General features: G+C 67.1%; 27 protein-coding genes, 1 tRNA gene and 1 pseudogene. 10 read left to right on the top strand and 19 right to left on the bottom strand.

Going from position 1 to position 26661, the window contains the following annotated elements:
* From DDE13_RS16720 to DDE13_RS16710, 3 genes are all read right to left on the bottom strand, one after another.
* Positions 1–578: helix-turn-helix domain-containing protein (locus DDE13_RS16720; RefSeq protein WP_111405421.1), on the bottom strand; the 578-nt coding region annotated here is incomplete at its 3' end.
* Positions 579–874: 296 nt separating this feature from the next.
* A complete protein-coding gene (locus DDE13_RS16715; protein WP_111405420.1) occupies positions 875–1738 on the bottom strand; it encodes a hypothetical protein in 864 nt (287 codons plus the stop codon).
* Positions 1739–1893: 155 nt separating this feature from the next.
* Positions 1894–1970: transfer RNA gene (locus DDE13_RS16710), tRNA-Arg, on the bottom strand.
* Positions 1971–2119: 149 nt separating this feature from the next.
* Between DDE13_RS16710 and DDE13_RS16705 the strand changes: the two genes are divergently transcribed.
* Together DDE13_RS16705 and DDE13_RS16700 are read left to right on the top strand one after the other, a co-directional pair.
* Complete coding sequence (locus DDE13_RS16705; protein ID WP_111405419.1) at positions 2120–3181, top strand: LacI family DNA-binding transcriptional regulator; 1062 nt, start codon at positions 2120–2122, stop codon at positions 3179–3181.
* A complete protein-coding gene (locus DDE13_RS16700; protein ID WP_111405418.1) occupies positions 3178–3645 on the top strand; it encodes an RNA pyrophosphohydrolase in 468 nt (155 codons plus the stop codon). Before DDE13_RS16705 ends, DDE13_RS16700 begins: the two co-directional genes overlap by 4 nt.
* Positions 3646–3651: 6 nt before the next feature.
* Here the strand turns inward: DDE13_RS16700 and DDE13_RS22980 are convergent, their stop codons facing one another.
* Both DDE13_RS22980 and secA read right to left on the bottom strand, forming a co-directional pair.
* On the bottom strand, positions 3652–4266 hold the full coding sequence (locus DDE13_RS22980; protein ID WP_162631059.1) for a hypothetical protein: 615 nt from the start codon (positions 4264–4266) through the stop codon (positions 3652–3654).
* The gene (gene secA, locus DDE13_RS16690; protein ID WP_111405417.1) at positions 4259–7009 is read right to left on the bottom strand and encodes a preprotein translocase subunit SecA; all 2751 of its coding nucleotides are present in this window, start codon (positions 7007–7009) and stop codon (positions 4259–4261) included. The genes DDE13_RS22980 and secA overlap by 8 nt, the downstream gene beginning before the upstream one ends.
* Before the next feature lie 180 nt (positions 7010–7189).
* Between secA and DDE13_RS16685 the strand changes: the two genes are divergently transcribed.
* The 4 genes from DDE13_RS16685 (at position 7190) to DDE13_RS23605 (ending at position 10090) form a co-directional block, all read left to right on the top strand.
* Positions 7190–8038, top strand: a complete 849-nt coding sequence (locus tag DDE13_RS16685) for a peptidylprolyl isomerase (RefSeq protein ID WP_111405416.1) — start codon at positions 7190–7192, stop codon at positions 8036–8038.
* 7 nt (positions 8039–8045) lie between these two features.
* Complete coding sequence (gene argJ, locus DDE13_RS16680) at positions 8046–9371, top strand: bifunctional glutamate N-acetyltransferase/amino-acid acetyltransferase ArgJ (protein WP_111405415.1); 1326 nt, start codon at positions 8046–8048, stop codon at positions 9369–9371.
* Complete coding sequence (locus tag DDE13_RS16675; RefSeq protein ID WP_111405414.1) at positions 9368–9766, top strand: (deoxy)nucleoside triphosphate pyrophosphohydrolase; 399 nt, start codon at positions 9368–9370, stop codon at positions 9764–9766. The genes argJ and DDE13_RS16675 overlap by 4 nt, the downstream gene beginning before the upstream one ends.
* 195 nt (positions 9767–9961) lie before the next feature.
* Entirely contained in the window at positions 9962–10090 is a 129-nt protein-coding gene (locus tag DDE13_RS23605) for a hypothetical protein (protein ID WP_268951254.1), read from the top strand.
* A 225-nt stretch (positions 10091–10315) separates the two neighbouring features.
* Here DDE13_RS23605 and infB read toward each other — a convergent pair whose 3' ends face one another.
* The 5 genes from infB to pip form a co-directional block, all read right to left on the bottom strand.
* Positions 10316–12826: a translation initiation factor IF-2 gene (gene infB, locus DDE13_RS16670; RefSeq protein ID WP_111405413.1), complete on the bottom strand. Its 2511-nt coding sequence runs from the start codon at positions 12824–12826 to the stop codon at positions 10316–10318.
* Positions 12823–13458 carry an RNA-binding protein gene (locus tag DDE13_RS16665; protein ID WP_111405412.1) on the bottom strand — a complete coding sequence of 212 codons (636 nt, stop codon included), beginning with the start codon at positions 13456–13458 and terminating at the stop codon, positions 12823–12825. The genes infB and DDE13_RS16665 overlap by 4 nt, the downstream gene beginning before the upstream one ends.
* Before the next feature lie 20 nt (positions 13459–13478).
* Positions 13479–15116, bottom strand: coding sequence for a transcription termination factor NusA (gene nusA, locus DDE13_RS16660; protein WP_111405411.1), 1638 nt, complete (start codon positions 15114–15116; stop codon positions 13479–13481).
* A 1-nt stretch (position 15117) separates the two neighbouring features.
* A complete protein-coding gene (rimP, locus tag DDE13_RS16655; RefSeq protein WP_111405410.1) occupies positions 15118–15750 on the bottom strand; it encodes a ribosome maturation factor RimP in 633 nt (210 codons plus the stop codon).
* Between the two features lie 150 nt (positions 15751–15900).
* On the bottom strand, positions 15901–16890 hold the full coding sequence (pip, locus tag DDE13_RS16650; protein ID WP_111405409.1) for a prolyl aminopeptidase: 990 nt from the start codon (positions 16888–16890) through the stop codon (positions 15901–15903).
* A 78-nt stretch (positions 16891–16968) separates the two neighbouring features.
* On the opposite strand from pip, the gene ubiG reads away from it, so the two are divergent.
* Positions 16969–17748: a bifunctional 2-polyprenyl-6-hydroxyphenol methylase/3-demethylubiquinol 3-O-methyltransferase UbiG gene (gene ubiG / locus DDE13_RS16645; protein ID WP_111405408.1), complete on the top strand. Its 780-nt coding sequence runs from the start codon at positions 16969–16971 to the stop codon at positions 17746–17748.
* Between the two features lie 109 nt (positions 17749–17857).
* On the opposite strand, the gene DDE13_RS16640 is transcribed toward ubiG, so the two are convergent.
* Genes DDE13_RS16640 through DDE13_RS16630 form a run of 3 tightly spaced genes read right to left on the bottom strand, consistent with a single transcriptional unit; the run spans position 17858 to position 19705 of the window.
* Positions 17858–18688 (bottom strand): carbon-nitrogen hydrolase family protein, encoded by an 831-nt coding sequence (locus DDE13_RS16640; protein WP_111405407.1) that lies wholly within the window; start codon positions 18686–18688, stop codon positions 17858–17860.
* Between the two features lie 2 nt (positions 18689–18690).
* Positions 18691–18948 carry a glutaredoxin 3 gene (gene grxC / locus DDE13_RS16635; RefSeq protein WP_111405425.1) on the bottom strand — a complete coding sequence of 86 codons (258 nt, stop codon included), beginning with the start codon at positions 18946–18948 and terminating at the stop codon, positions 18691–18693.
* A gap of 34 nt (positions 18949–18982) precedes the next feature.
* Positions 18983–19705: a ComF family protein gene (locus tag DDE13_RS16630; protein WP_111405406.1), complete on the bottom strand. Its 723-nt coding sequence runs from the start codon at positions 19703–19705 to the stop codon at positions 18983–18985.
* 38 nt (positions 19706–19743) lie between these two features.
* Between DDE13_RS16630 and DDE13_RS16625 the strand changes: the two genes are divergently transcribed.
* Complete coding sequence (locus DDE13_RS16625) at positions 19744–20640, top strand: methyltransferase domain-containing protein (protein ID WP_111405405.1); 897 nt, start codon at positions 19744–19746, stop codon at positions 20638–20640.
* A gap of 63 nt (positions 20641–20703) precedes the next feature.
* Entirely contained in the window at positions 20704–21789 is a 1086-nt protein-coding gene (hemH, locus tag DDE13_RS16620) for a ferrochelatase (protein WP_222626124.1), read from the top strand.
* Positions 21790–21829: 40 nt separating this feature from the next.
* On the opposite strand, the gene DDE13_RS16615 is transcribed toward hemH, so the two are convergent.
* The 3 genes from DDE13_RS16615 to DDE13_RS16605 form a co-directional block, all read right to left on the bottom strand.
* Entirely contained in the window at positions 21830–22789 is a 960-nt protein-coding gene (locus tag DDE13_RS16615; RefSeq protein WP_235868745.1) for a calcium/sodium antiporter, read from the bottom strand.
* 154 nt (positions 22790–22943) lie between these two features.
* Positions 22944–23123, bottom strand: coding sequence for a hypothetical protein (locus DDE13_RS16610; protein WP_111405404.1), 180 nt, complete (start codon positions 23121–23123; stop codon positions 22944–22946).
* Between the two features lie 145 nt (positions 23124–23268).
* Positions 23269–23868 (bottom strand): L,D-transpeptidase, encoded by a 600-nt coding sequence (locus tag DDE13_RS16605; protein WP_111405403.1) that lies wholly within the window; start codon positions 23866–23868, stop codon positions 23269–23271.
* Between the two features lie 148 nt (positions 23869–24016).
* On the opposite strand from DDE13_RS16605, the gene DDE13_RS16600 reads away from it, so the two are divergent.
* Positions 24017–24553: a CAP domain-containing protein gene (locus tag DDE13_RS16600; protein ID WP_111405402.1), complete on the top strand. Its 537-nt coding sequence runs from the start codon at positions 24017–24019 to the stop codon at positions 24551–24553.
* Positions 24554–24689: 136 nt separating this feature from the next.
* On the opposite strand, the gene DDE13_RS16595 is transcribed toward DDE13_RS16600, so the two are convergent.
* From DDE13_RS16595 to DDE13_RS16585, 3 genes and pseudogenes are all read right to left on the bottom strand, one after another.
* Positions 24690–25190 carry a L,D-transpeptidase family protein gene (locus tag DDE13_RS16595; RefSeq protein ID WP_111405401.1) on the bottom strand — a complete coding sequence of 167 codons (501 nt, stop codon included), beginning with the start codon at positions 25188–25190 and terminating at the stop codon, positions 24690–24692.
* Positions 25191–25256: 66 nt separating this feature from the next.
* Positions 25257–26060: an ion transporter gene (locus DDE13_RS16590; protein WP_111405422.1), complete on the bottom strand. Its 804-nt coding sequence runs from the start codon at positions 26058–26060 to the stop codon at positions 25257–25259.
* A gap of 69 nt (positions 26061–26129) precedes the next feature.
* Positions 26130–26661, bottom strand: a pseudogene (locus DDE13_RS16585) (class I SAM-dependent RNA methyltransferase); the annotation flags it as partial.

Genomic DNA, 26661 nt, shown 5'->3' with positions numbered 1-26661 from the left:
GGCTGAAAACTGTCGCGGCAATCGTCAGAGCGGCCAGCCAGAAGTTTGTTCAGCCTGAACTTCTTGGCCAGCTGTGCCTCCCACAGACTGCGAAACGCCTCGGCGAATTCGGCGAGGCCCCCGGCGAAGGTGCGGATCGTGGTCATGTCGTCATCGGTGAAGGGCAGCGGGCGGCCGCGCAGTTTGGCCTCGTTCAGTTTGCGGGCGATGTGATTGACCGCAGCGCCCTGTGTGGCGACCTGCGCGCCCCAGGCTTTCAGATGGTCCAGCACGACCGGCTCTGCCGGGCGCAGCAGGATGTCGGCCGCCCCCATAAGGCGGCGCAGGGCGGCGGGTTGGTCGGTGATGCCGCGACGCGCCAATGCGGCCTGAAACCCCGCCAGCTGGCGCGCACTCAGGCGGGTGCTGATTGTTCTGGTAAGGGCAGGTCTCGCGCCTTTGGCCCGGCTCAGCGTGTTGTAGATCGTCCGGGTCGAGACGCCAAAGCGGCGGGCCAGAGCGGCGGCTGATGTGCCCTCGGTGCGAGCCTCGATGATCTGGCGGCGTTCGTCGCCGGTCAGTTTGCGATGGTGGCGCATGTGAAGTTTACGTTCCTATTTCTTGCCAACTTCCTCCAAGCCCTCCGCCTCCCAGCGTCAGCGGAGGCGGGTCAGGGGCTTGGATTCCGTTTCGGTTGGTTTGCCGGGCAGGACGGGCTGCAGCGGACGCGCGACGGGAAACGCGATGCACGCGGCGCGGCGCAGGAAGCGCGGCGCAAAAGACGTGATGCGCGATACGGAAGGCGCGGCGCAGGGGCCGCAGGACAGGCGACACGCTCCGGACAGCGCGATGCACGGGACGCGATGCGCGGCGCATTTTGCGGAGAACGCCCCGCTCATCCCGCCAACCCTGCAGCACGAAGCTGGCTATCGGTCACCAGCCCCGCAGCCACCAGCGCCGTCACCTGCGGGGCGGTGATGTGTTTGCACATCGGGCTGCAGTCGCGGACCCATGCGGCGAGCCGGGCGTGGTGATCAGCGGCCAGCGCCTTCTGCGCCTGCCGTTCCTCGGCTATCACCTCAAGGAAGCGCTGCCAGCGGCGACTGGCGAACCAGTTGTCCGAGAAACAGACCTTCGAGCGGGTGAAGCCCGCGCTCTCGGTCGCGTATGCCTGTACGGCGCGGAGCAAGTCGTCGGGATCAACGCCCTCCTTCACGGCCTCCGCGATCCGGGCAAGGCACACTGCCTTCCCGCGTTGCCGGTCCTTCGGATAGGCCGCCCAGATCTTCTCAAATCTTTCATCTTCAACCGCCGCCGCCTTCGCGCGCTTGCGCGTAGGTGGTTTATGGATGGTTTTAGGGTGGTTTGGGGTCCACCCTGGACCCCGTACCCCGTCCGTGGTGGACCCCGTACCGGGTTCAGGCTGGACGGGGTCCACTGTGGACCCCGTCCCATCATCGGGTTCGACCATCGATTCCAGCGCCATCACGCGGGCCAGAACGATGCGGTAAATCACCGTGAACCCGTTCTTGCAGGGGCGGCGTCCGGTCTCCACCAGAATACCCTCCTTCAGGAAATCGCTGATCGTCCGCTTCACGGTGCTTTCGCCAAGCTCCGTGTGCCGCTGTATCGTCCCCTTGGAGCACCAGATGCCCGAGCCGTCATCGCTCGCCTTGTCGGCCAGGAACATGATGATCTGCTTGCGCGCGGCGCTGCCGAAGCGGCGTTCGGCGCATTCGTTCGCGACACGCCAGCTCATAGCCGCGCCCCGCGAAGGCCTGAACCGGCCTCAACTTGTACAGGTTTTGTACAGAAATCCTGTCTGCCGCCCCAGATTTCCCCGGGAATCAAACGGGCGTTTCTGCAGCGGCCTCTGCAAGCCTCTGACAAAACGCCATATTTTATTGGGTTTTGTGGTGACCCCGACAGGATTCGAACCTGTAACCTGTCCCTTAGGAGGGGGCTGCTCTATCCAGTTGAGCCACGGGGCCGTTCCCCCGTTCTGGCCAAATCGCGGGACAGGCGCAAGGGTTTCACGCGCGTCATCCGGTGCGACTGCGACACCGGCGATGACGCTTGGCGATTGCGGGCGGGCGCGCTTATCTCCTAGGGTCGGCAGACAGATGCGAGGATCTCCGACATGACCATACCGCCGCGCCGTCCGTTGACCCTTCGGGATGTCTCCGAGGCGTCCGGCGTCAGCGAGATGACCGTCAGCCGCGTGCTGCGCAACCGCGGCGACGTGTCGGACAAGACTCGGGCGCGGGTCCTCGATGCCGCCAAGGCGCTTGGCTACGTGCCCAACAAGATCGCCGGCGCGCTGGCGTCGCAACGGGTAAACCTTGTGGCGGTCATCATCCCGTCCATGTCGAACATGGTGTTTCCGGAAGTGATGATGGGCATCTCCGAGGTTCTTGACGATACGGAATTGCAGCCGGTCGTGGGGTTGACCCATTACCGGGCCGAGCGCGAGGAGGCGGTGCTCTACGAGATGCTGTCCTGGCGGCCAGCGGGTGTAATCTTGGCGGGGCTGGAGCATACGGACGCGGCGCGGGCGATGCTGGCCAATGCGGGCATCCCCATCGTGGAGATCATGGACGTGGATGGCGAGCCCGTGGATGCGATGGTGGGCATTTCGCACCGGCGCGCGGGCCGCACCATGGGCGAGGCGATCGTGCAGGCGGGATATTCCCGCGTGGGGTTCATGGGCACGAAGATGCCGCTGGACCACCGTGCGCGCAAACGGTTCGAAGGCTTCACGCAGGCGCTGGCGCGGGCGGGGATCGAGATGGCGGACCGGGAGTTCTATGCGGGCGGATCGGCGCTGGTGAAAGGGCGCGAGATGACGGCCGCCATGATGGACCGTACGCCGGAGCTCGATTTCCTGTACTACTCCAACGACATGATCGGGGCGGGCGGGCTGCTGTATTGCCTGGAGCGGGGCTGCGACATTCCCGACAGCCTCGGGTTGGCCGGGTTCAATGGGGTCAACCTGCTGCGTGGGCTGCCCAAGCACCTGGCGACCATGGATGCCTGCCGCCACGAGATCGGACGAAGAGCCGCCGAGATCATCGCCGCGCGCACCATTCAGGGCGCGCAGGGCGGGGGCGAGGTCGTGGTGCTGGAGCCCGAGATCACCTTTGGCGACACGCTGCGCCGCCCGCCGGACCCGCCGCTGCCCTTCGCCGAGGTGGACGCATGACGGGCGCGCTGCCCTATCGGCCCTGCGTGGGCGTGGTGCTGGCGCGGGAAGATGGCCGGGTCTTTGCCGGGCAGCGGATCGACACGCCGGGGGCCTGGCAGATGCCGCAGGGCGGCATCGACGCGGGCGAGACACCCGAGGCGGCCGCGTTGCGCGAACTCGAAGAGGAAACCGGCGTGCCCGCCGGGCTGGTGACGGTGGAGGGCGCGACGGCCGACTGGGTGCGATACGACCTTCCCGACGCACTGCTGGGCAAGATCTGGGGCGGAAAATACCGCGGGCAGGAACAGCGCTGGTTTCTCTTGCGGTTCCACGGCACGGATGCGGATATCGACATCGCGCGGCACCATCCGGAGTTTTCCACCTGGGCCTGGATGGCGCCCGGGGACCTTCTGGCATTGATCGTGTCGTTCAAGCGCGCGGTCTACGACCAGGTGTTCGCGGAGCTGGGACCCAGGATCTAGCCGCGATCAGCGGGTGAGCGGGATGCGCAAAGCCCCCATGGGCCCATCGCAAGGCGGCAATGCCAGGCGCAGGTCGCGGGTGCGACCGGCCGAGACGATGCGCGCGGCGATGTCCTGTCCGCAGGTTGCGGCGGTCACGGGCAGATCGAGATAGGCGCTGCCCGCGGGCAGGAGATCGACCTGCGGCGCTTCGCCGGGAAACCCGAGCCGACGGAGCGCGGGACCCTGGCCCGACTCGGCCACCCGCGCGCCCGGAAAGTCCGGCGGCGGGGCATCGGGCCAGATCACAGCGGCGATGTCCGGCACGGGGCCGGCGGGCGCGGGCAGGGGCGTGCGCGATTCGGTGCCGTCACGCGCGACGGTGAGCGTGCCGCCACCCGGCAGCGCCGGGAGATCGAGCCGCAGGTCTCCGCCGCGCCCTGTCTCTTCGCCGAAGACGAGCGGGCCATGGGTGACGGTCACGGCGGCATAGGGCGCACAGGGCGCGGTGTAGGTCACGCGGAGCCCAGCCGGGTCGATGGCGGTCACGTCGAGCCGCGGCGTGCAGTCCTGCGCCGCGGCGGCCCCCGCTGCGACAACCGCCCACAGGGCGGTACGGATCAGGCGGAGCGCGTCAGGCAAATCGTCCGTGGCAATGCTTGAACTTCTTGCCCGATCCGCAGGGGCAGGGCTCGTTCCGGCCGGGATTGCCCCAGCTTTCCGGGTCGGCTTCATCGAAACCGTCGCGCGGGGCGCCCGCCGGTGCGGCATCCTCGGCATCCGCCAGCGCCATCTCCGGTGCGGGCGCGGGCGCTGCGGCATCGGGGTGGCGGGCCTGCTGCCCGGCCTGAAGCGCTTGCTGCTGCGCCACCATCTGCTGGATCATCGCGTTGCGCTCGTCCTCGGTCAGCGGGCGGATCATCGCCAGCTTCTGGGTGACGTCCTCGCGCAGGCCATTCAGCAGACCCTCGAACAGCTGGAAGCTTTCGGTCTTGTATTCGTTCAGCGGGTCGCGTTGGGCATAGCCGCGGAACCCTACGACCGACCGCAGGTGTTCCAGTTTCAGAAGGTGATCGCGCCACTTGGTATCGATGGTTTGCAACAGGAGCTGCTTTTCGATGTTGCGCATCTGGTCGGCACCGAAATCGGTGGCCTTTTTCGCCATCAATTCGTCGGCGGCCTTCGTCAGCCGTTCGCGGATCACCTCGTCATCCACGCCTTCCTCGTCGATCCACTTGCTGACCGGCGCGTCGATGCCCAGCTTCTCGATGGCCGCGGCGTAGAGCCCCTTGCCGTCCCATTGGTCGGCATAGGTCTTGGGCGGAATGTAGGTTTCCACCAGGTCCTCGATCACCTGGTGGCGCATGTCGCGGGTGATCTCGGCCACGTCCTGCGCCTGCATGATCTCCATGCGCTGGCCGAAGATGACCTTGCGCTGGTCGTTCATCACGTCGTCGAATTTCAGCAACTGCTTGCGGATGTCGAAATTGCGGCCTTCGACCTTCGCCTGGGCCTTTTCCAGCGACTTGTTCACCCAGGGGTGCACGATCGCCTCGCCATCCTTCATGCCGAGCCGCTGGAGCATCTTGTCGAGCCGTTCCGACCCGAAAATGCGCATCAGGTCGTCTTCGAGCGACAGGAAGAAAGACGACCGCCCCGGATCGCCCTGACGCCCCGACCGGCCGCGCAACTGGTTGTCGATCCGGCGGCTTTCGTGGCGTTCGGTGGCGAGCACGAACAGCCCGCCCGCGTCGAGTACGGCCTGCTTGTCGGCGGCGTGTTCGGCTTCGATCCGCGCGCGCACCTCGTCGGGATGGACGGTGGGATCGGCGGCGAGCGCCTCCAGCACCTTCATTTCCACGTTGCCGCCAAGCTGGATGTCGGTGCCCCGCCCGGCCATGTTGGTGGCGATGGTCACCGCGCCCGGTTTACCCGCGTCGGCGACGATCTGGGCTTCTTTCTCGTGCTGGCGGGCGTTGAGCACGTTATGGGGGATGCCCGCTTTCTTCAGCATGTCCGAAAGTGCCTCGGACTTCTCGATCGATGTCGTGCCGACAAGCACCGGCTGGCCCTTGTCGTGGGCGGCGCGGATTTCCTCGACGATGGCGGCGTATTTTTCCTTGGCGGTGCGATAGACCGCGTCGTCCTCGTCCTTGCGGGCGATGGGCTTGTTGGTGGGAATCTCGACCACGCCGAGTCCGTAGATCTCGCGGAATTCCTCGGCCTCGGTCGACGCGGTGCCGGTCATGCCGGCGAGCTTGTCATAAAGCCGGAAATAGTTCTGGAACGTGACGGAGGCGAGCGTGACGTTCTCGGGTTGGATGGCGCAGCCTTCCTTGGCCTCGATCGCCTGGTGCAGCCCGTCGGACAGGCGGCGGCCTGCCATCATGCGGCCCGTGAATTCGTCGATCAGAACGATCTGCCCGTCGCGGACGATGTAGTCCTTGTCCTTCTGGAACAGCGTGTGGGCGCGCAGGGCCTGCGTGACATGGTGTACCAGCGTCGTGGATTCGGGATCGTAGAGCGTCTGACCCTCGGGCAGGTGCCCTGCCGCCGCCAGCCGCTGTTCGATGAAATCGTTGCCTTCGTCGGTGAAGGTCACGTTGCGGGTCTTTTCGTCGACCGAATACATCTCGGGGTCGAGTTCCGGGATGAACCCGTCCACGGCCTTGTAGAGATCCGATCGGTCCTGCGAAGGACCAGAGATGATGAGCGGCGTGCGCGCCTCGTCGATGAGGATGCTGTCCACCTCGTCCACGATGGCGAAATTGTGACCGCGCTGGGACAGTTGCGCGAGGTCCGATTTCATGTTGTCGCGCAGGTAGTCGAAGCCCAGTTCGTTGTTGGTGGCATAGGTGATGTCGGCGGCGTAGGCCGCTTTCTTCTCGTCTTCGGGCTGCTGGGGCACGACCACGCCCGTGGTCAGACCGAGCGCGCCATAGACCTTGGACATCCAGTCGGCGTCGCGCTTCGCAAGGTAGTCGTTGACGGTGACGATATGCACGCCCTTTCCCGTCAGCGCGTTGAGATAGGCGGGGAAGGTGGCGACCAGCGTCTTGCCCTCGCCGGTCTTCATCTCGGCGATGTTGCCGCGGTGCAGGAAGATGCCGCCCACAAGCTGCACGTCGAAGGCGCGCAGGCCAAGGGCGCGGCGCGCGGCCTCGCGGCAATTGGCGAAGGCTTCGGGCAGAAGATCGTCGAGCGGTTCGCCGGCGCGGGCCCGCGTCTGCAATTCCGCGGTTTTCGTCTTGATCCCGGCATCGTCGAGCGCCTGGATCTCGGGCTCCAGCGCGTTGATCTTTGCCATGATCGGCCGGACCGATTTGACCAGCCTGTCATTGGGGGTGCCAAAGACCTTTTTCGCGAGTGTTCCGATACCCAGCACGTGTCACTTCTCCGCTTGCGCCGCCCCGCGTGCGAAGCGGCCCCGGCACGGGTTGCCCCGCTTCACCGCAGACCCTACAACGACGCCAAACGCCGCCCCGCGGGCTTGTCGCGATGTAAGGGGCGCGTGTTGGAGTGTCAACGTCGCGCCATGGCGCGGCCCCATGCTGAAGGACCATCCATGCTTCTCCGAGTCCCTTTCCTGCTGGCTCCGCTGGCCTTGTCCACCTTTATCGGCGCGGCCCATGCGCAGGCGCCGGTGACTGCCGACACGGTCGTGGCCACCGTGAACGGTGTCGAGATCACGGCGGGCCACCTGGTGCTGATGCGCAGCCAGTTGCCGCAGCAGTACCAGCAGCTGCCGGATTCCGCGCTGTTCGACGGGCTTCTGGACCAGGCCGTGCAGCAGCAGCTTCTGGCAGCGGAGGCGGGCGAACTGGACCGGGCATCGCGGCTGATGCTGGAAAACCAGGACCGCAACCTGCGCGCCAATGCGGCAGTGACGCGGCTGTTCGACGCGGAGCTGACGGAAGAGGCGATCCAGGCGGCATATGACGCGCGTTTCGCGGATGCCGAGCCGGGCACCGAGTTCAACGCCGCCCATATCCTTGTCGAGACGGAGGAAGATGCCGCTGCGATCAAGGCCGAGCTGGACGGAGGCGCGGATTTCGCCGAACTGGCGCAGGAGAAGTCGACCGGGCCTTCGGGGCCGAATGGCGGCGATCTGGGCTGGTTCGGGCCGGGCATGATGGTGCCCGCCTTCGAGGAAGCCGTGATGGCGCTGGAACCGGGTGCCGTGTCCGGGCCGGTGGAGACCCAGTTCGGCTGGCACGTGATCCGGCTGAACGAGACTCGCAACGCCGAAGTTCCCGCGCTTGACGATGTGCGCGACGAGATCGTGCAGGAGCTTCAGGCGGAACTGCTGTCCGAGCGGCTCGATGTGCTGGAGGCGGAGGCCGCGATCACCCGCGCGCCCGCGGAAGAGATCGCGCCGGACTTCCTGAGCGATCGCAACCTGCTGGCGGACTGACCGGACCATGGCGGGAAACGGGACCGCGCGGCGGCGGCTGCGCAGGCGGCTTGCGCGCGGGGCGCGGCGGGCAGCGCATGAGGCGGCGGTGACGGGACCGGCGGTATCCCCGCTCGCCCCGGCGGGCGGTTTTCCGGCGCTGCCCGACGTGGCGGGCGTGCGGCTTGCTGCGGGGGCCGCGGGCGTGCGCTATGCAGGGCGCACCGACGTCATGCTGGCGGTCATGGCGCCGGGGACAGTCATGGCGGGCGTCACCACGCGCTCGGCCACGCGATCTGCCCCCGTGCTGGACTGCGAGGCGAAGCTGGCCGCGCAGGCGGATGCCGGGGCAGGCGCCGCGATCATCGTGAACTCGGGCAACTCCAACGCTTTCACCGGGGCGAACGGGCGCGCGTCTGTCGCCGCGGTGACGGCCGCGGTGGCGCAGGCCGCGGATGTACCGGAAAGCCGGGTGTTCATGTCCTCTACCGGCGTGATCGGCGAACCCCTGCCGCACGGGCGCATCGTCGCGGCGCTGGACCGGCTTGCCGCGGATCTTGCGCCCGCGCGGTTCGACGCTGCGGCACGGGCCATCATGACCACCGACACCTTTCCGAAAGGGGCGGGCGCCGAGATCGTGCTCGACGGCGCGCCGGTGCGGATCGCGGGCATCGCCAAGGGATCGGGCATGATCGCGCCGGACATGGGCACGATGCTGGTCTACATCTTCACCGATGCGCGGATCGGCCAGGCGCCGTTGCAGGCGATGCTGCGCGACCTGACGGACCGCAGCTTCAACGCGATCACGGTGGACAGCGACACCTCGACCTCGGACACGCTGCTGCTGGCGGCGACGGGCAAGGCGGGGCCGGAGGTCGTGCCGGGCAGCGCGCATGAAGCCGCGTTCCGCGCGGCACTTCACGACGTGATGCTCGATCTGGCCAAGCAGGTGGTGCGCGACGGCGAAGGAGCGACCAAATTCCTGGAGGTGCAGGTGACCGGCGCCGCCGACGACATGGACGCGCGGCGCGCGGGGCTGGCCATCGCCAATTCGCCCCTCGTGAAGACCGCCGTGGCGGGGGAGGACCCTAACTGGGGGCGTGTCGTCATGGCGGTCGGCAAGTCCGGGGCGGTGGCGGACCGCGACCGGCTGTCGATCTGGTTCGGTCCGCATGTCGTCGCCGAAAATGGCTGGGTATCGGCGGATTACCGCGAGGACCTGGGCGCCGCCTACATGAAGCAGGCGGAGCTGGTGCTGCGGGTCGATCTCGGCGTCGGCACGGGGGCCGCGACGGTCTGGACCTGCGATCTCACCCACGGCTACATCTCGATCAACGCGGATTACCGGTCGTGAAACTCGTGCTCGTGGCGGCGGTGGTGCTGGTTGACCCGGATGGGCGCGTGCTGCTGGCCCAACGCCCGCCCGGCAAGGCGATGGCGGGCCTGTGGGAATTTCCCGGTGGCAAGATCGAACCGGGAGAGACCCCGGAGGCCGCGCTGATGCGCGAGCTGCACGAGGAACTGGGCATCGACACATGGGCGAGCTGCCTTGCGCCGCTCAGCTTCGCGTCGCACGGGTATGACGATTTCCACCTGCTGATGCCGGTCTTTGTCTGTCGGAAGTGGCAGGGCACGGCGCAGTCGCGCGAAGGGCAGGCGCTGAAGTGGGTAAAACCCGACTTGCTGCGCGACTATCCCATGCCCGAAGCCGACCTGCCCCTCATCCCGGTGATTCGCGATCTTCTGTGATGCGACGGTGCGTTGGCGCACGAACCGGCGGGAAATCCGACCTTTGCCCGGCGTCGCCTTGTAGTTGTCGAATCTTTGTTCGCAGTTTGCTGCCATTTTCGGCAGAAATGACCGTCTTGTGACGCTTTTGTTCGTGATATGTGAAGCCCGATTAACTATAAAGAGATAATAGACATTCAACGATGGGAATGACCGATGCTCAAGACGATCATGATCGGGACCTGTATCTCCGTTCAGGGCACCTTCGTGCAAGCCCTCCATAACGGCAAGGTCGCTGTACAGGTCGGTGGGCGCGTGTTCCAGGGAACGCCCGTCGGGTCGTGACCTGACGGAAAGACCCGCGTTCCCAAGGGAAACGTCGGTCGGTCCGGACGGTCATACTGTGTTTCCCGAACTCCGCCGTCCGGTTCCGAAAGACGTGTAGCCGCAGATCTCCGGGTCTGCGGTTTCTTTTTGTGTGCTGGACACGGGCGGCACTGCCGCCGCACGGTCGAAACGACAAACGGCAGCGCGTATGCGCTGCCGTTAGACCTGATCCATGTCCGCCATTCAGGCGAGCGTGCGAACGACCTCTTCGCGTTCGAAGATCTCGATGACGTCGCCCTCGCGGATGTCCTCGTACTTCTCGAAGGCCATGCCGCATTCCTGTCCGGACTGCACCTCGGACACCTCGTCCTTGAAGCGCTTGAGCGTCTTCAGCGTGCCTTCGTGGATCACCACGTTGTCGCGCAGCAGGCGCACACCGGCCGAACGGCGCGCCACGCCTTCGGTGACAAGACAGCCCGCCACCTTGCCGACGCCCGTGACCTTGAACACTTCCTTGATCGTCGCGTAGCCGATGAACTTCTCGCGCACCTCGTTGGACAGAAGCCCCGAGGCCGCCGCCTTCACGTCATCTACCAGGTCATAGATCACCGAGTAATAGCGGATCTCGACGCCTTTCTGGTTCGCGGCATTGCGCGCGGGCGCGTTGGCCCGGACGTTGAAGCCGAAGACCGGCGCGTTCGATGCTTCGGCCAGGCCGATATCGCTTTCGGTGATCGCACCCACCCCGGAATGGAGCACACGCACGCGCACCTCGTCGTTGCCGATCTTCTCCATGGCCTGCAGGATCGCCTCGGCCGAGCCCTGCACGTCCGCCTTCACGAGTATCGGCAGTTCCGCGACATTCTCGTCGTCCTTGGCCTTGGCCAGAAGCTGTTCCAGCGTCGTCGCGGCGCCAGCGGCAGCACGCTTGTCCTTAGCGGCCTGCTGGCGGTACTCGGCGATTTCGCGCGCCTGCGCCTCGGTCTCGACCACGTTCATCACGTCACCGGCTTCGGGCGTGCCGTTCAGGCCCAGCACCTCGACCGGCACGGAGGGGCCGGCCTCGTCCACGCGCTCGCCCTTGTCGTTGATGAGCGCGCGAACCTTGCCCCATTGCTCACCCACGACGAAGATGTCGCCGCGCCTGAGCGTGCCTTTCTGGACAAGAACGGTCGCCACGGGGCCGCGGCCCACGTCGAGCTGCGCCTCGATCACCGCGCCCTCGGCCACCCGATCGGGATTGGCCTTGAGTTCGAGAATCTCCGCCTGCAGCGCGATGGCATCCAGCAGTTCGTCCAGCCCCTTGCCGGTGATGGCCGAAACCTCGACATCCTGCACGTCGCCGGACAGACCTTCGACGATGACCTCGTGCTGCAACAGGCCCGTGCGCACCTTGTCCGGGTCCGCATCGGGCTTGTCGCACTTGTTGATCGCCACGATCATGGGAACCTTGGCGGCCTTGGCGTGGTTGATCGCCTCCACCGTCTGCGGCATCACCGCGTCGTCCGCGGCGACGACAAGCACGACGACATCGGTCACTTGCGCGCCGCGCGCCCGCATGGACGTGAACGCGGCGTGGCCGGGCGTGTCGAGGAAGGTCAGCGTCTGGCCGTTTCCGGCCACAACCTGGTAGGCGCCGATATGCTGGGTGATCCCGCCGGCTTCGCCCGCGACCACCTTGGCATGGCGGATCGCGTCGAGGATCGACGTCTTGCCGTGGTCCACGTGGCCCATCACGGTGATGATCGGGGGGCGCGGCTGCATCTTTTCCGGATCGTCCGCGACGCTGTCGATCACCTGTTCCACGTCGGAATCGGACACACGCTGCACGCGGTGGCCGAATTCCTCGATGATCAGTTCCGCGGTGTCCGCGTCTATCGACTGGTTCTGCGTGACCATCAGGCCGTTCTGCATGAGCGCCTTGACCACGTCGGCGGTGCGTTCCGCCATGCGGTTGGCCAGTTCCGAGACCACGATGGTTTCGGGAAGCTGCACGTCGCGTACGACCTTTTCGCGGGTTTCACGGCCCATCGCCTTGCGGCGTTCGCGTTCCTGCTTGCGCTTCATGGACGCCAGCGACCGTTGCCGCCCGCCTTCGCCACCGGCAAGCGCCTGGTTCAGCGTCAGCTTTCCAGCGCGGCGGCCGTCGCCCATGCCCTTGCCCTTGACGGGGCCGGCATCGCGTTCGCCTTCCTTCTGCTTGCGCGACACAGGCGTGCCGGGCTTGGCATTCGTGGGACGACCGTTGTCGGACGGGTTCGTGCCAACGGAAGGATCGACCGCCGCGGGCGCCTCTGGCGCGGCCTTGGCGCGCGCGGCGGCGGCCTTGCGGTCCTCTTCTTCCTTGCGGGCGCGTTCCTCGGCCTCTGCCTTGGCGCGCAGCGCTTCCTCGCGCTCGCGCTCTTCGCGTTCCTTGGCGTCGATTTCGGCACGCTTGCGCTCGCGCTCCTCGGCGCGGCGTCGTTCCTCGGCCTCGCGCTCGCGGGCTTCCTGCATCTCGTTGGCCTTGGCGGCCTGCAGCGCCTTGACCCGGCGCTCCATCTCGACATCGCTGATCCCGGCGGGACGGCGCGCAGGGTCACCCCCGGCCGCGGCGGTTCCCTTGGGCGCACCCGGCTTGGGCACCACAACGCGCTTGCGCTTGGTTTCCACCACGACGTTCTTCGTCCGTCCATGGCTGAAGCTCTGCTTCACCTGGCCCGGACGCGACCCGCCGCGCACACCGAGAGTTTTTTTGCCGTCACTATCGCTCATATGGTCGTCGTACCCTTCCCGACGGGGCGGTCCCCGCCGTGCTGTGCGCGCATGCCTTGCAGACGTGCGGCTTCCTCTACAACACGCGCTGTGAGTCCGCCACCCGCAAGCGCGCTGTGTATCACTTTTTCACGCCCGAAGGCCATGCCCAGTTCTGACGCAGTCAGAAAATCGATCAGACTGTCCGGTCCGTCGGGTGGGCGCAGCTTGGCCTTGCCCCGGTCCGACCCGTCACTGGCCTGCAACAGCACGACCGCGGTGCCCCCGGTCAACCAGTCCTTCACCTTCTCGTAGCCCGCCACGGCGGCGCCCGACTTGCGCGCCAGGGACAGCAGCTCGATCACCCGCCGCGCCAGCGCGGCCTCGATCAGCACGGGCAAATCGTCAGGTGCCGTTACCTGCCGCTTCGCCCCGCGCGAAAATGCCCGCTTTCGCAGCGCGGTGTCGATCACGTTCCGATCGGGGCGCAAATACATGCCCCGCCCGGGCAGGCGCCCGAGGATATCGGGCACCACCATGTCCCCCGGCCCCACGACGAAGCGGACAAGCCCCGCCTTGCCGTCGCGTTCCCCGGTCACGAGGCAACGCCGTTCGGGGTCGTCCCGATCCTTTTGCGCGCCGCCACGGGTCATCGGTGCGTTCCGCCGTCCGGTCAGTCCGCCGGGGCCGCGGCGGTGTCGTCGTCCGCGTCTTCGTCAGCCTCGGCATCGTCCGCAACGTCCGATACCAGATCGGCGGGGTCCACCCAGCCCAGCTGCACCCGCGCGTTCATGACAAGAGTCTGCGCCTCTTCCAGCCCGACGTCAAATGCCTCGAGAAGCCCGGTATCCTTGACTCGCTGCCCGTCCACCGTGGTCCATCCGCCGGCCAGTTCCCAGTCGGCGCAGGTCGCGAAATCCTCCAGCGACTTGATCCCGTCCTCGGCCAGCGCCACCAGCATCTGCGGCGTCAGCCCGTCGAAATCCATCAGCGCACCCTCGACGCCCAGGTCACGCGCCTTTTCCAGCGCGGCGCGGTTCTGCGCGTCGATATGGTCGCGGGCACGGGCTTGCAATTCGGCGGCCGTCGCCTCGTCCACGCCGTCGATCACCAGCAGTTCGTCCAGTTCGACGAAGGCGACCTCTTCGAGGTTGGTGAAGCCTTCGGACACCAGAAGCTGCGCGAAGAATTCGTCCAGGTCGAGCGCATCCATGAACAGTTGCGTGCGTTCGGCGAATTCCGCCTGCCGGCGTTCGCTTTCCTGGCTTTCCGTCATGATGTCGATGTTCAGCCCGGTCAGTTGGCTGGCCAGACGCACGTTCTGCCCGCGCCGCCCGATGGCAAGGCTGAGCTGTTCGTCCGGGACCACCACCTCGATCCGCTCCTCGTCATCGTCCAGCACGACCTTGGACACCTCGGCCGGCTGGAGCGCATTCACGAGGAAGGTCGGCATGTCCTCGGACCACGGAATGATGTCGATCTTCTCGCCCTGCAATTCGTTCACGACGGCCTGCACGCGGCTGCCGCGCATGCCCACGCAGGCACCCACCGGGTCGATCGAGCCGTCATAAGAAATCACGGCGATCTTGGCGCGGCTGCCCGGGTCGCGCGCCACGGCCTTGATCTCGATGATGCCGTCGTAGATTTCTGGCACTTCCATCTTGAACAGCTCGGCCATGAACTCGGGTGCTGTGCGCGACAGGAAGATCTGCGGACCCCGCGGTTCGCGGCGCACGTCCTTGATATAGACGCGGATGCGGTCGTTCGGGCGATAGCTTTCGCGCCCGATCTTCTCGTTGCGGCGCAGCACGGCCTCGCCCCGGCCGATATCGACGATGATGTTGCCGTATTCCTCGCGCCGCACGATGCCGTTGATGATCGTGCCCGCGCGGTCCTTGAATTCCTCGTACTGGCGCTCGCGCTCCGCCTCGCGGACCTTCTGCAGGATCACCTGCTTGGCGCTCTGCGCGGCGATGCGGCCGAGTTCCACCGGCGGGACCTCGTCCACGATCTCGTCGCCGACCTTGGGATCCTCAAGATACTCCTTCGCCTGCGCGACGGTCAGTTCCGCCTGGTAGTTCTCCAGCAGGTCGTCCTCGACCACGGTGCGCACGCGGGTGAAGGTCGCGACCCCGGTCTTCCGGTCGATCTTCACACGGATGTCCATCTCGCTGCCGTACCGCGACTTGGCCGCACGGGCGAGGCTTTCCTCCATCGCCTCGACCACCAGACCGGGGTCGATCATCTTCTCGCGGGCCACGGCCTCGGCCGTCTGCAACAGCTCCAGCTGGTTTGCACTGGTGATGGCCATGTTATCGATCCTCCTCTTGGGGGGCGGTTGCGGGCGCCGCGGCGCTGTTGGATGGAGTCTGGTCGTCGTCGGTCACGATCTCGTCGAATTGCGACTCGTCGATCTGCCCGTCGCCGATGGTGCCCGCGGCCTTGCGCGCCCGCAGCATGTCGGCGATCAGTCCGTCGGTCAGCACAAGCTTCGCGTCGCTCAGCCAGTCGAATTTCAGCCCGATGGTGCCTTCGTCGATCTCGATCAGCACCTCGTCATCCTCGGTGCCTGCAAGCACCCCTTTGAACCGGCGCCGTCCGTCGATCAGTTCGGTCGTCTCGAGCTTCGCCTCATAGCCCGCCCAGGCGTCGAAATCCTTTAGCCGCGTCAGCGGCCGGTCGATCCCCGGGCTCGACACTTCGAGCGTGTAGGCGTCTTCCAGCGGGTCCTCGACATCGAGAACGGCGGACACGGCGGTCGATATCTTCGCGCAATCGTCCACCTCGATCCCGCCGTCGGGCTTGTCGGCCATGATCTGCAGGGTCTTGGACTTGCCGCTCATCAGGCGCACGCGCACCAGTTCGTATCCCAGCCCCTCAATCACGGGGGTCAGAATCCCGGCCATGCGCTGGTCGATGGCCGCCTTGGCGATGAGGTCGCTCATGGTCGATCTTTCCGGACGGTTGAACGGACAAAAAAACGGGCGCGCGGCCCGTCGATCGTTCCCGGTGGGCTTCGGTTCACACCGACGCGCCGCTGTTGTCAGGCCATATACGCCTGCGGTTGCCCGACTGCAAGGGCGAAACGGGCGGCGCTACAGCCCGAGCCCGCGGCGCTGGCGCGTGACGCGGCGCATGACCTGGACAAGTTCCGCGCTGATGCCGGGTTCCGACAGCGCGTGACCCGCCTGGCCGACAAGCTTCAGGTCAGCCCGTGGCCAGGCCTGTGCCAGCGCCCAGGCCGATGCGGGCGGGCAGATCATGTCGTAGCGGCCCTGCACGATGCTGCCGGGCGTGTCCGCAAGCTGCGCCATGTTGTTCAGGATCTGGCCGTCGCGGTCCAGAAAGCCGCCATTGATGAAATAGTGGTTCTCCAGCCGCGCGAAGGCACGCGCGTAATCGGCGGGGCTTTCCCCGCTCGCACCGTCGTTCTGGATCGACGCCAGCGCGTTCTCCCATGCGGACCATGCGCGGGCGAAGCGCGTCTCCACCACGAGATCGCCGGAAAACAGCCGCCGGTGATAGGCCGCGATCAGATCGCCGCGTTCCTCTTTGGGGATAAGTTGCACGAAGCGCTGCCAGACATCCGGCCAGAACTGTGCCGCGCCGCCGCCGTAGAACCAGTCCAGTTCGGCCTTCGTCATCAGGAAGACGCCCCGCAGCACAAGATAGGCCACGCGCTTCACATGGGTCTGGGCGTAGACCAGCGACAGCGTCGCCCCCCAGCTTCCCCCGAACACGACCCAGCGCCCGATTCCCAGCGTGTCGCGGATCGCTTCCATGTCGGCCACGAGATCCCATGTCGTGTTGGCCACGACGCTGGCATGGGGGCGCGAGCGTCCGCAGCCGCGCTGGTCGAACAGGATGATTCGATAGGCTTCGGGGTCGAAATAGCGCCGCATCGCGGGGCTGCAGCCGCCGCCCGGCCCGCCATGGACGACGACGACGGGGATGCCATCGGGGTTGCCGCATTGTTCGACATAGATGCGATGCCCACCCGATACGTCGAGCATGCGCTGGTCAAACGGGTCCAGCGGGGGATAAAGGACCTGTGAAGCGGTCTTCGGGCCGGCGAATTGTTCCATGACCGGACTATATATCGCGGGACTGGCCGCGGCCATATGGCGGCCCGCGAAAATCGCCGTGAAACAAGGGAGACACCCATGACCGATGTGCAGACACCCGACACCGGCGCGAAACCCGGCCCCGGCGGGACCGTCGACGACGCCGAGATTGCCAAGTTCGAAGCGATGGCGGCGGACTGGTGGGATCCAACGGGCAAGTTCAAGCCGCTGCACATGCTCAACCCCGTGCGGCTCGACTACATCACACGCCAGATCGCCGCGGAATTCGGGCGCGATCTGATGGCGGAACGTCCCTTCGCCGGGCTGCGGCTGCTGGATATCGGCTGCGGCGGCGGGCTGTTGTGCGAACCGATGGCACGGCTGGGGGCGACGGTGGTGGGCGCGGATGCCGCGGCGCGCAACATCCCCGTTGCACAGATCCACGCGCAACATTCGGGGCTGGAGATCGACTACCGCCACACGACGGCCGAGGCCCTGGCCGATGCGGGCGAGGTCTTCGACGTGGTGCTGAACATGGAAGTGGTCGAGCATGTGGCGGACCCGCTTGCCTATCTCACCGCCTGCCAGAAACTTCTGCGCCCCGGCGGGCTGATGATCGCCTCGACCCTGAATCGCAATCCCAAAAGCTTCGTGATGGGAATCGTGGGGGCGGAATACGTGATGCGCTGGCTGCCGCGGGGCACCCATGACTGGCGCCGCTTCATCACCCCGGACGAACTGTTCGATCTGCTGCGCCGGGCGGGCCTGGACCCGGTGGACCGCAAGGGCTTTTCCTTCAACCCGGTGCGCTGGGATTTCTCGATCTCCGACAGCGACCTGTCGGTGAATTACGTGACCGGCAGCGTCAAGCCGGCCTGATCGCGCCGACCCGTGACATCTGCGGCGCGACCCACGGGCGCGCGCGTCGCGTGGTCGTGGGGAAATGGTGTGGCGCGCGGCACGCGCGCTGCCGCCGGATCACATCGCGTCAGGGACCGTCAAAGGGGCGGTCGTGGGTCAGCGCGGGCACCTTGCCGCGGGCCTTGGCCACCTCCGACAGGTCGAGATCGACACAGGTGACGCCCGGCGCGGTCCCGGCATCGGCGATCACCTCGCCCCAGGGGTTCACCGCCAGTGCGTGCCCCCAGGTGTCCCGGTGCCGCCCGTCCTGACCCATGTGCCGCCCGGTCTGCGCCGGGGCGAGCACGAAACACCCGGTCTCGATCGCGCGGGCGCGCAGCAGCACCTCCCAGTGGGCGCGGCCCGTGGGCACGGCAAAGGCCGCCGGCACACTGAGGATTTGCGCCCCGGCTTGCGCCAGCGCCCGGTGCAGATAGGCGAAGCGCAGATCGTAGCAGACGGTCATGCCGAGCTGTGCGCCGCCCGCATCCGCCACCACGGCCCGGTCGCCGGGCCGGAAGCCGTCCGATTCGCGGTAGGTCTCGGACTCCGACAGAACCACGTCGAACATGTGGATCTTGTCATACCGCGCCGCGACCGTGCCATCGGGGCCGATCAGAAAGGACCGGTTGGCGAATCGTCCGTCCGGGTCCGTCGTCTTGAGCGCGAGCGAGCCGATCAGCAGCCAGATCCCGTGCCGCGCCGCCACGTCGCGCAGGCCCGCGAGGGTCGGATCGTCGGCTTCATGGTGCAGCACGGCGTTCTGGTGCTTGCGGCTGGAGGACAGGCAGTTCGTCACCTCCGGCGTCAGCACGATCTGCGCCCCCTCCGCCGCCGCCGCGTCGATAAGCGCCGCGGCCGCCGCCAGATTGTCCGCGGGCATGTCGTTGCTGGTCATCTGGATCAGTCCGGCGCGCATGGTCAGTCCTTCAGAAGCGGGTCGAGCTTGCCAGACCGTTCGAGGGCGTAGAGTTCGTCGCAGCCGCCCACATGGGTCGCGCCCACGAAAATTTGCGGCACGGTGTGGCGGCCACTCGCGCGCTGCATCATCTCGGCACGCTTCGCGGGCTGCCGCGCGATGTCGATTTCCGTGAAGGGCACGCCCTTTTGGCTCAACAGCCGTTTGGCCGCGTGGCAGAAACCGCAGAGCGGCGAAGTATAGATGTCGACCGGTTGCATCGCGTCCTGTTCTTCCCTGTGTTTCAGCCAGAACTTAACCATCGCGCGTCACCCGTGCCAGCACCATCACCGAAATTTCCGAAGCACCCGCCGCAAGACAGGCGCGCGCGCAGGCATCCAGCGTCGCGCCCGAGGTCATGACGTCGTCCACCAGCAGCACCCGCCGGCCCGCAAGGGCATCGGCGTGGCGCGAGGTCACGGTGATCGCATCGGCCAGGTTCGCATATCGCGCGTCAGGGCCCATCCCGTCCTGCACCCGGGTCGCACGCCGTCTTGTCAGCAGGTCAGGGATCACCGGGCGGTCGATCCGCCCGGCCAGCGCCTGCGCCAGCACCGCGGCCTGGTTGTACCTGCGGCGGAACAGCCGCCACCAATGCGCGGGCACCGGGGCGACCAGCAGGCCGTCGCCGACGAGAGGCCCGGCCCGCGCCGCCATCCACCCCGCCATGGCGGGAGCGAGATCCAGCCGGTCCGCATGCTTGAGCCCCAGCACGAGCCGCCGCCCGCCGCCGCGATAGAGCATCACCGCGCGCCCCCGCACCCATGGCCGGTCGCGCGCGCGGCAGTCGTCACAGGTCACGGCCACGTCGGATGCACCGGGCAGGGGCGCCCCGCACAAATCGCAGCACAAACCAAGGATGAACGGCGTGTCGCGCCAGCACGGTCCGCACAAGCCGCCTTCGTCCTGCACGGGATCGCCACAGGACAGGCATTGCGGCGGAAAGATCAGGGCCAGCGCGCGCGCTTGCGGGGTCATCCTTGTTCTCCTGTCCTGCCGCGGCTACCTGTGCCGCCATGCCCGAGTTGACGCTGCCATCCGACCCGACGCCGCCGCGCCCGCGCCTGACCGACCGCGCGGCCCTGTCCCGTCAGCGCGGTCGCGCGCGCCGCCTGCGCGCGGCCCCCGACGATCCTGGCACCGGCGCGCTGTTCCTGCACGACGACGCCGCTTTCGAGCTTCAGGAAAGGCTCGCCGACGTTAACAGGCGATTTACGCGGCCCGCGATCGTCACGGGGCACCCCGAATTCTGGTCCGCCGTGCTGCCCGACGCCCAGATCGTGCCCGATGACGAGACGCTCGCGCTGCGCGAAGGCGCCCATGATCTCGTGGTGCATGCCATGGCTTTGCACTGGGCCGCGGACCCCGTGGGCCAGTTGGTGCAGTGCTGCCGGGCACTGGAACCGGACGGTCTGTTCCTCGGGCTGACGCTCGGCGGGCAGACCCTGTCAGACCTGCGTGCGGCGCTGGCACAGGCCGAATCGGACCTGCGCGGAGGGCTGTCGCCCCGGGTTGTGCCCATGGGCGAGATACGCGATCTCGGGGCGCTCTTGCAACGTGCGGGATTCACCATGCCGGTCGCCGACCTGTTCACCCGCCGGGTCAGTTACGGCGATCCGCTGCGCATGATGGCGGACCTGCGGGCCATGGGCGAGACCAACGCGCTCGCCGACCGGTCCCGCCGGTTCCTGCGCCGCGACGTGCTGGCCGCCGCCTGTGCCCACTACGCGGCGATGGCGGGGCAGGGCGACGGGCGGGTGACTGCGCGCTTCGATCTGGTCACACTCACCGGCTGGTCGCCCGGACCGGGTCAGCCCCGGCCCAAGCGCCCCGGCAGCGCCACGGCCAGCCTTGCCGACGTGCTGGGCCATCCGGATGGCACGACGGGCACGCCACCGCCGGACCGCGATTGACCCCGCGTCGAAACCCCTTATGTCCCCGACAACGCATGCATTGCACAGAATAGGACGCCGCTTATGCTGGACAGCAAATCCCTGACGCCTGCCGAGGTGGCCAAGATGTCTTCCGACCATGCCGCGCATCTGCCGAGCGACCACCCGCCGGTGCCAAAACCGAAGATCGGGGTGCTGCTGGCCAATCTCGGCACGCCGGACAATTACGACTACTGGTCGATGCGGCGCTACCTGAACGAATTCCTGTCCGACCGGCGCGTGATCGACTACAGCCCGTGGTTGTGGCAGCCCTTGCTGCAACTCGTGATCCTGTCGACGCGGCCTTCCAAATCCGGCGCCGCCTACAAGTCGATCTGGAACGAGGACGCGGGCGAAAGCCCGCTGATGACCATCACCAAGCAGCAGACCGCGGCGATCAAGGCCAAGCTGGAGGCGATCCATGGCGCCGAGGTCGAGGTTGATTTCTGCATGCGCTACGGCAACCCCTCGACCAAGTCCAAGGTGCGGGAGATGGCCGCCAAGGGCTGCCGCAAGATCCTGTTCTTCCCGCTCTATCCGCAATACGCTGGGGCGACGACCGCGACGGCCAACGACCAGTTCTTTCGCGCGCTGATGGCCGAGAAGTTCCAGCCCGCCACGCGCACGGTGTCGGCCTATTTCGACCGCCCGAGCTATATCGAGGCGCTCGCGCAGTCGGTGGAACGGGTCTATGCCGAGATGGAGGAAAAGCCCGAGATTCTCGTGTGTTCCTATCACGGCGTTCCGAAACGCTACCTGATGGAGGGCGATCCCTATCACTGCCAGTGCCAGAAGACGACGCGGCTGCTCAAGGAACGGCTGGGATGGGCGGATACGGATATCGTGACCACATTCCAAAGCCGCTTCGGCCCCGAGGAATGGCTGAAGCCCTACACCGTGGAAGAGGTCGCGCGGCTTGCCGAAACCGGCAAGAAGCGCATCGCCGTGATCGCGCCGGCGTTTTCCGCCGACTGCATCGAGACGCTTGAAGAGATCAACGAGGAGATCAAGGAAAGCTTCGAACACGCGGGCGGCGAGCACTTCACCTATATCCCCTGCCTCAACGACGATCCCGCCCATGTCGATGCGCTGGTGGAGACGATCGAGGACAACCTGAAGGGCTGGATCTGACTGTCCCCGTGCACGCGCGCCGCGGGCCTGACCCGCGGCCTCAGCCCAGCAGAAGCGCCATGTAGGCGGCATAGCCCAGCAGGAACACCGCGCCCTCGCGCCGCGTGAGCCGCCATCCTGTCATGGCGAAGACGACCAGCAGCCCGGTCGCGGCAAGCATCACCCAGATATCGAAGCCCGCGATCTGCGCGGGCACTTCCAGCGGCGTGACCGTGGCCGTGACGCCGATGATCCCGAGGATATTGAAGATGTTAGACCCGACCACGTTGCCGAAGGCGACGTCGCCCTGACGGCGCAGCGCGGCCATGACGCCGGTCACAAGTTCGGGCAGTGACGTGCCGACCGCCACAAGCGTCAGGCCGATCACGGCTTCCGAAAGCCCCGCCGCGCGCGCGATCGTCGTCGCGGCCCCCACGAGAAAGGACGCACCGGCCACCACGCCTGCGATCCCCGCCAGCGCCAGCAGCGCGGACGCCCATAGTGGCCAGTGCGGCGGGTGCACCGCGTCGGCCATGTCGTCGTGGACCTGCGCGGCGGGGCCCGCGGGCGCGCGTGCCTCGGCCCGATAGGCCAGCACCGTGTAGAGCGTCAGAAGCACCAGCAGGCCCAGGCCCGCCGCCATGCCGATCGTGCCCCACAGGACCAGCGCCGCCAGCAGCACGCTTGCACCGACCAGAACCACGCCATCCCGCCCGAAGGCGGCCCGGTCGGTCACCGTCGGAAGAATCATCACGGAAATCCCGAGCATCAGAAGGATGTTCGCGGTGTTGCTGCCGACCACGTTCCCCAGCGCGATCCCTGGCGATCCGGCCAGCGCGGCCTGAAGGCTTGCCATCAGTTCCGGGGTCGAGGTGCCGAACCCCACGAGCGTCAACCCGATCAGCAGCCGCGAGACCCCCAGCCGCGCGGCGACGGCCACGCTGCCGCGCACAAGCGCCTCGCCGCCGGCCAGCAGCAGGACAAGCCCTGCGCCAAGGGTGATCCATGTCATCGGTGTCATGTGGTTCGGTCTCGCGTTTCATGCTCGGCGGGATCGCCGGGCCTTTCGCGCAGATGGCCCCGCGACCGGGCGATGGTAAGGGGCCCCAGCCCCATCCCCGAAAAGAAAAAAGGCGACCCGAAGGCCGCCCCTTTCCGTGCCGAAGGCACCGATATCAGCTGGCTGCAGCAGCGCCGATCAGGGCCAGCAGGATCACGGGGATGACCCAGCCTGCGTTCGAGCCCGAGGTATCTTCCTCGATGATGACCGGCTCCACGACGGGCTCTTCCAAGCCGCCGGCGAAGGTTGCGGACGCGAAAACCGACAGAGCGGCGGCGAGTGCGATCTTTTTCATGTAGACCTCCAATAGGGCGCGCCCGCTCTGTTTGAGTGAGGACTGCGGACGCAGGAAACTGTACCTCGTGCGATTCCTATAGCCGTGAGACCCGTGAAAACGCAACAGAACATGCGCGTTACGGGTGTAGTGATGCAATTCCGCCTCAGATCAGAAGCACCTGCGTGCCGACCGTCGCCAGTTCGAACAGCTCCTGGATATCCTCGTTGTAGAGTCCCACGCAGCCATTCGACGACGGGCGCCCGATCTTGCGCGTGTCATGGGTGCCATGGATGCGGTAATAGGTCCACGACAGGTAAAGCGCATGGGTCCCCAGCGGATTGTCCGGCCCCGGCGGAACAAAGGCGGGCCATTCCGGGTTGCGCTTGATCATCGACGGGGTCGGGCGCCAGCTTGGCCCCACGACCTTCTGGACGACCGAGGTGCGGCCAAGCCGAGTCAGGTCGGGCGACAGCGGCACGCTGGTCGGATAGATCCGGAACACGCTTTCGTCATCGGACCAGAAATGCAGGTTGCGCGCCTGGATGTCCACGAGGATCGCACCGCCGCGCAGCGTGTCGAAATGGTCCTGCCAGCGATGGGCCCGGAAACCTGCGATGTTGCGCTGCACGATCTCGGGCGCCTCGTCTTCGGCGGGAGCGGTGCTTTCCTGCGCCCGCGCGGGCAGGGCCGCGGCAAGACCGAGCGCCGCACTGCCCCGCAGGACGGACCGGCGTGACAGGGTCGGGTGGGGGCGTGTCGTCATGGGCGTGGTTCCCCTTGGTAAGATCGCTGTCGGTATATGGCGCGCGTGCCGCAGTGGCAATTCAAACCGGCGTCATCCTGCCGATCGGCGTTTGTAACTGCGCCCTGGTCAGGATAACTCCGATCCTACCGAATGCGAAGGCTTCCCCATGACGCGACTGCTTGCCGCACTGCTTCTGTGTCCCGCCCTGCTGGCCGCCTGCGCGCCGGTCGGCCCCCAGGTGCCCGCCGGGGCCTATCGGATCAGGTCCAACGATGTGCCCGAGATCCAGTACCGGATGCTCGATTCGGTCAACGCGCTGCGGGCGCAGGCCGGGGTTGCGCCGGTCACGCTCGATGCCCGGCTGACCGCTGCGGCACAGGCGCATGCGACCGACATGTCGCGCCAGCGCCGGGCATGGCCCTTCGGTGCGGACGGGACATCCCCCTATGACCGCGTGCAGCGCGCCGGATACGGCGGCGCGCTGGTGGCGGAACTCTACGCCCAGACCTTCGAGACCGAACTCGACACGCTCGCGGCCTGGGTCGATGACGGGGCGTGGGGGGCCGAGATCCTCGATCCCGCCGCCACGGACATGGGCTTTGCCTGGCAGCAGGACCCGAGCGGGCTGTTGTGGTGGGTCATCGTGATGGGTGATCGCAGTGCGGCCGGTCCTGTCCCCGGCGCGGAGCAGCCTGACTTCTGACCGGCACCGCGCAGGTCCGGGCATCGTTCCGGCGCGATCCCATGGCGCAGGCGGCGTGCTCCCGCACGAGAGCGGGTGCGTGCCGTTCGCCGCATGCCCCGCCGGGGGTGGGCGCCGCCGCCCTGTCCCGACCCGGTCAGCGTGAGATGTAGATCGGCGTCCCGTCGCGCACCATCGCGTAGATCTCCTCCATCTCCGCGTCCGTCACGGCGATGCATCCCGCCGTCCAGTCACGCCCCCGCCCGTCATTGCCCGCGGTGCCGTGGATGAAGATGTCCCCACCCGGTTCGACACCCGCCGCCGCAGCCGCCGCACGATCGGCCGCGTTCGGGTACGAGATGCCGATGGACAAGTGATAGGCGCTGTTCGGGTTGCGGCGGTCGATGAAGTACAGGCCCTCGGGTGTCCGCCCGTCGCCCGACCGGCTCTTGTGCCCGTCCGGGGCGAAGCCGAGCCCGACATCGTAGCTTGCCAGCACGTCGGTGCCGTTGAGCAGGTACATCCGCCGCCGGTCCTTGGCGACATGGATCTGGGTCACCTCGGGGCCGTCATAGGCCAGAAACCGCGGTGCGGGTTCGCTACAGGCCGACAAGACCGCCACGAGGGGCAGCAAGATGGTAAGAAGCAAGGCGCGCATTCTGGTCTGCTCGTTTTATGTGTCACGCCTTGCGAGATTACGCCAAACCGCGGCATCGCGGAAGCGTTATTGCGCCGCCTCGTCCGCATCCGCGACCGTTTCGCGCGCGGCCAGTCGCGACTCGATCGCGCGCAGCCGGTCCAGAACCTCGTCGCGGTAGCTTTCGGTCTGGGCGACCTCCTCGGCGGAATGGGCCTGCTGCATCGAATTGACGATCAGACCCACGAGCAGGTTCACAACGGCGAAGGTCGTGACCATGATGAACGGCACGAAGAACAGCCATGCTTGCGGGTAGACCTCCATCACCGGGCGCACGATCCCCATGGACCAGCTTTCCAGCGTCATGATCTGGAACAGGGAATAGGCCGACCGGCCCAGGGTGCCGAACCAGTCGGGAAAGGCCGCGCCGAACAGGTTCGTGGCCATCACGCTCGCGATGTAGAATATCATGCCCATCAGCAGGAACACCGACCCCATGCCCGGCAGGGCGGTGACGAAGCCCTCCACCACCCGGCGCAGGGCAGGGGCCACCGACACGACGCGCAGCAGCCGCAGGATTCGCAGGGCGCGCAGCACCGACAGGCTTTGCGACGCAGGGACAAGGGCGATGCCGACGATGACAAAGTCGAACAGGTTCCAGCCGTCGCGGAAGAACCGCAGCCGATGGGCGTACAGCTTCAGACCCAGTTCCAGCACGAAGACCGACAGGCAGGCACGGTCCAGCACGGCCAGCAGCCCGCCTGCACGGGCCGTCACCGTCTGCGACGTCTCCAGCCCGAGGATCACCGCGTTGAACAGGATCACCCCGAGGATCCCGTTGCGCACCATGGGCCGATCGAGCCAGCGCCCGACCAGTTCGCGTCGTGTCATGTCCTGCCCCTTTCGCACCTGCGGCACCGCGTATTTATGGATCGCCGCGGGCCGTGCCAAGCGCCCGGTTCAGTCCCGGCTGAACCGGGCGGCCAGTTCGACATGGGCCGACCAGCGGAACTGGTCCACCACGGCGGTCCAGTCCAGCCGGTAGCCGCCAGTGACCAGCGTTGCGGCGTCGCGGGCGAAGGTCGCGGGGTTGCACGACACCGACGCGATGCGGGGCGGTCCGGCCTCGGCCAGCGCGGCGGCCTGTGCCGCCGCGCCTGCGCGGGGCGGGTCGATGACCACGGCGTCGAACCCGGCCAGTTCCGCGCCCTCCAGCGGCGTGCGGAACAGGTCGCGGGTGCGCACCTGTACCGGGCGCAGACCCGGTGCCCCCCGCCAGCCCGCTTCCAGCGCCGCCAGCATGGCGCCATCGCCCTCCACGGCCAGTATCTCGGCGGTCTGCGCCAGCGGTAGCGCGAAGGTGCCGCAGCCCGCGAACAGGTCGGCGATCCGGCGTGCGTCCCCCACCGCCGCGCGCACGGCGGCCACCAGCGCGGCCTGTCCGTGCGCCGTGGCCTGAAGGAACGCACCCGGCGGCGGCACCACCCGCGCG

This window comes from Meridianimarinicoccus zhengii (genome assembly GCF_003254465.1).
Lineage (GTDB): Bacteria > Pseudomonadota > Alphaproteobacteria > Rhodobacterales > Rhodobacteraceae > Meridianimarinicoccus > Meridianimarinicoccus zhengii.
Note: the sequence above shows the minus strand (reverse complement) of the source record. Positions and strands in the feature narration are given on the sequence as shown.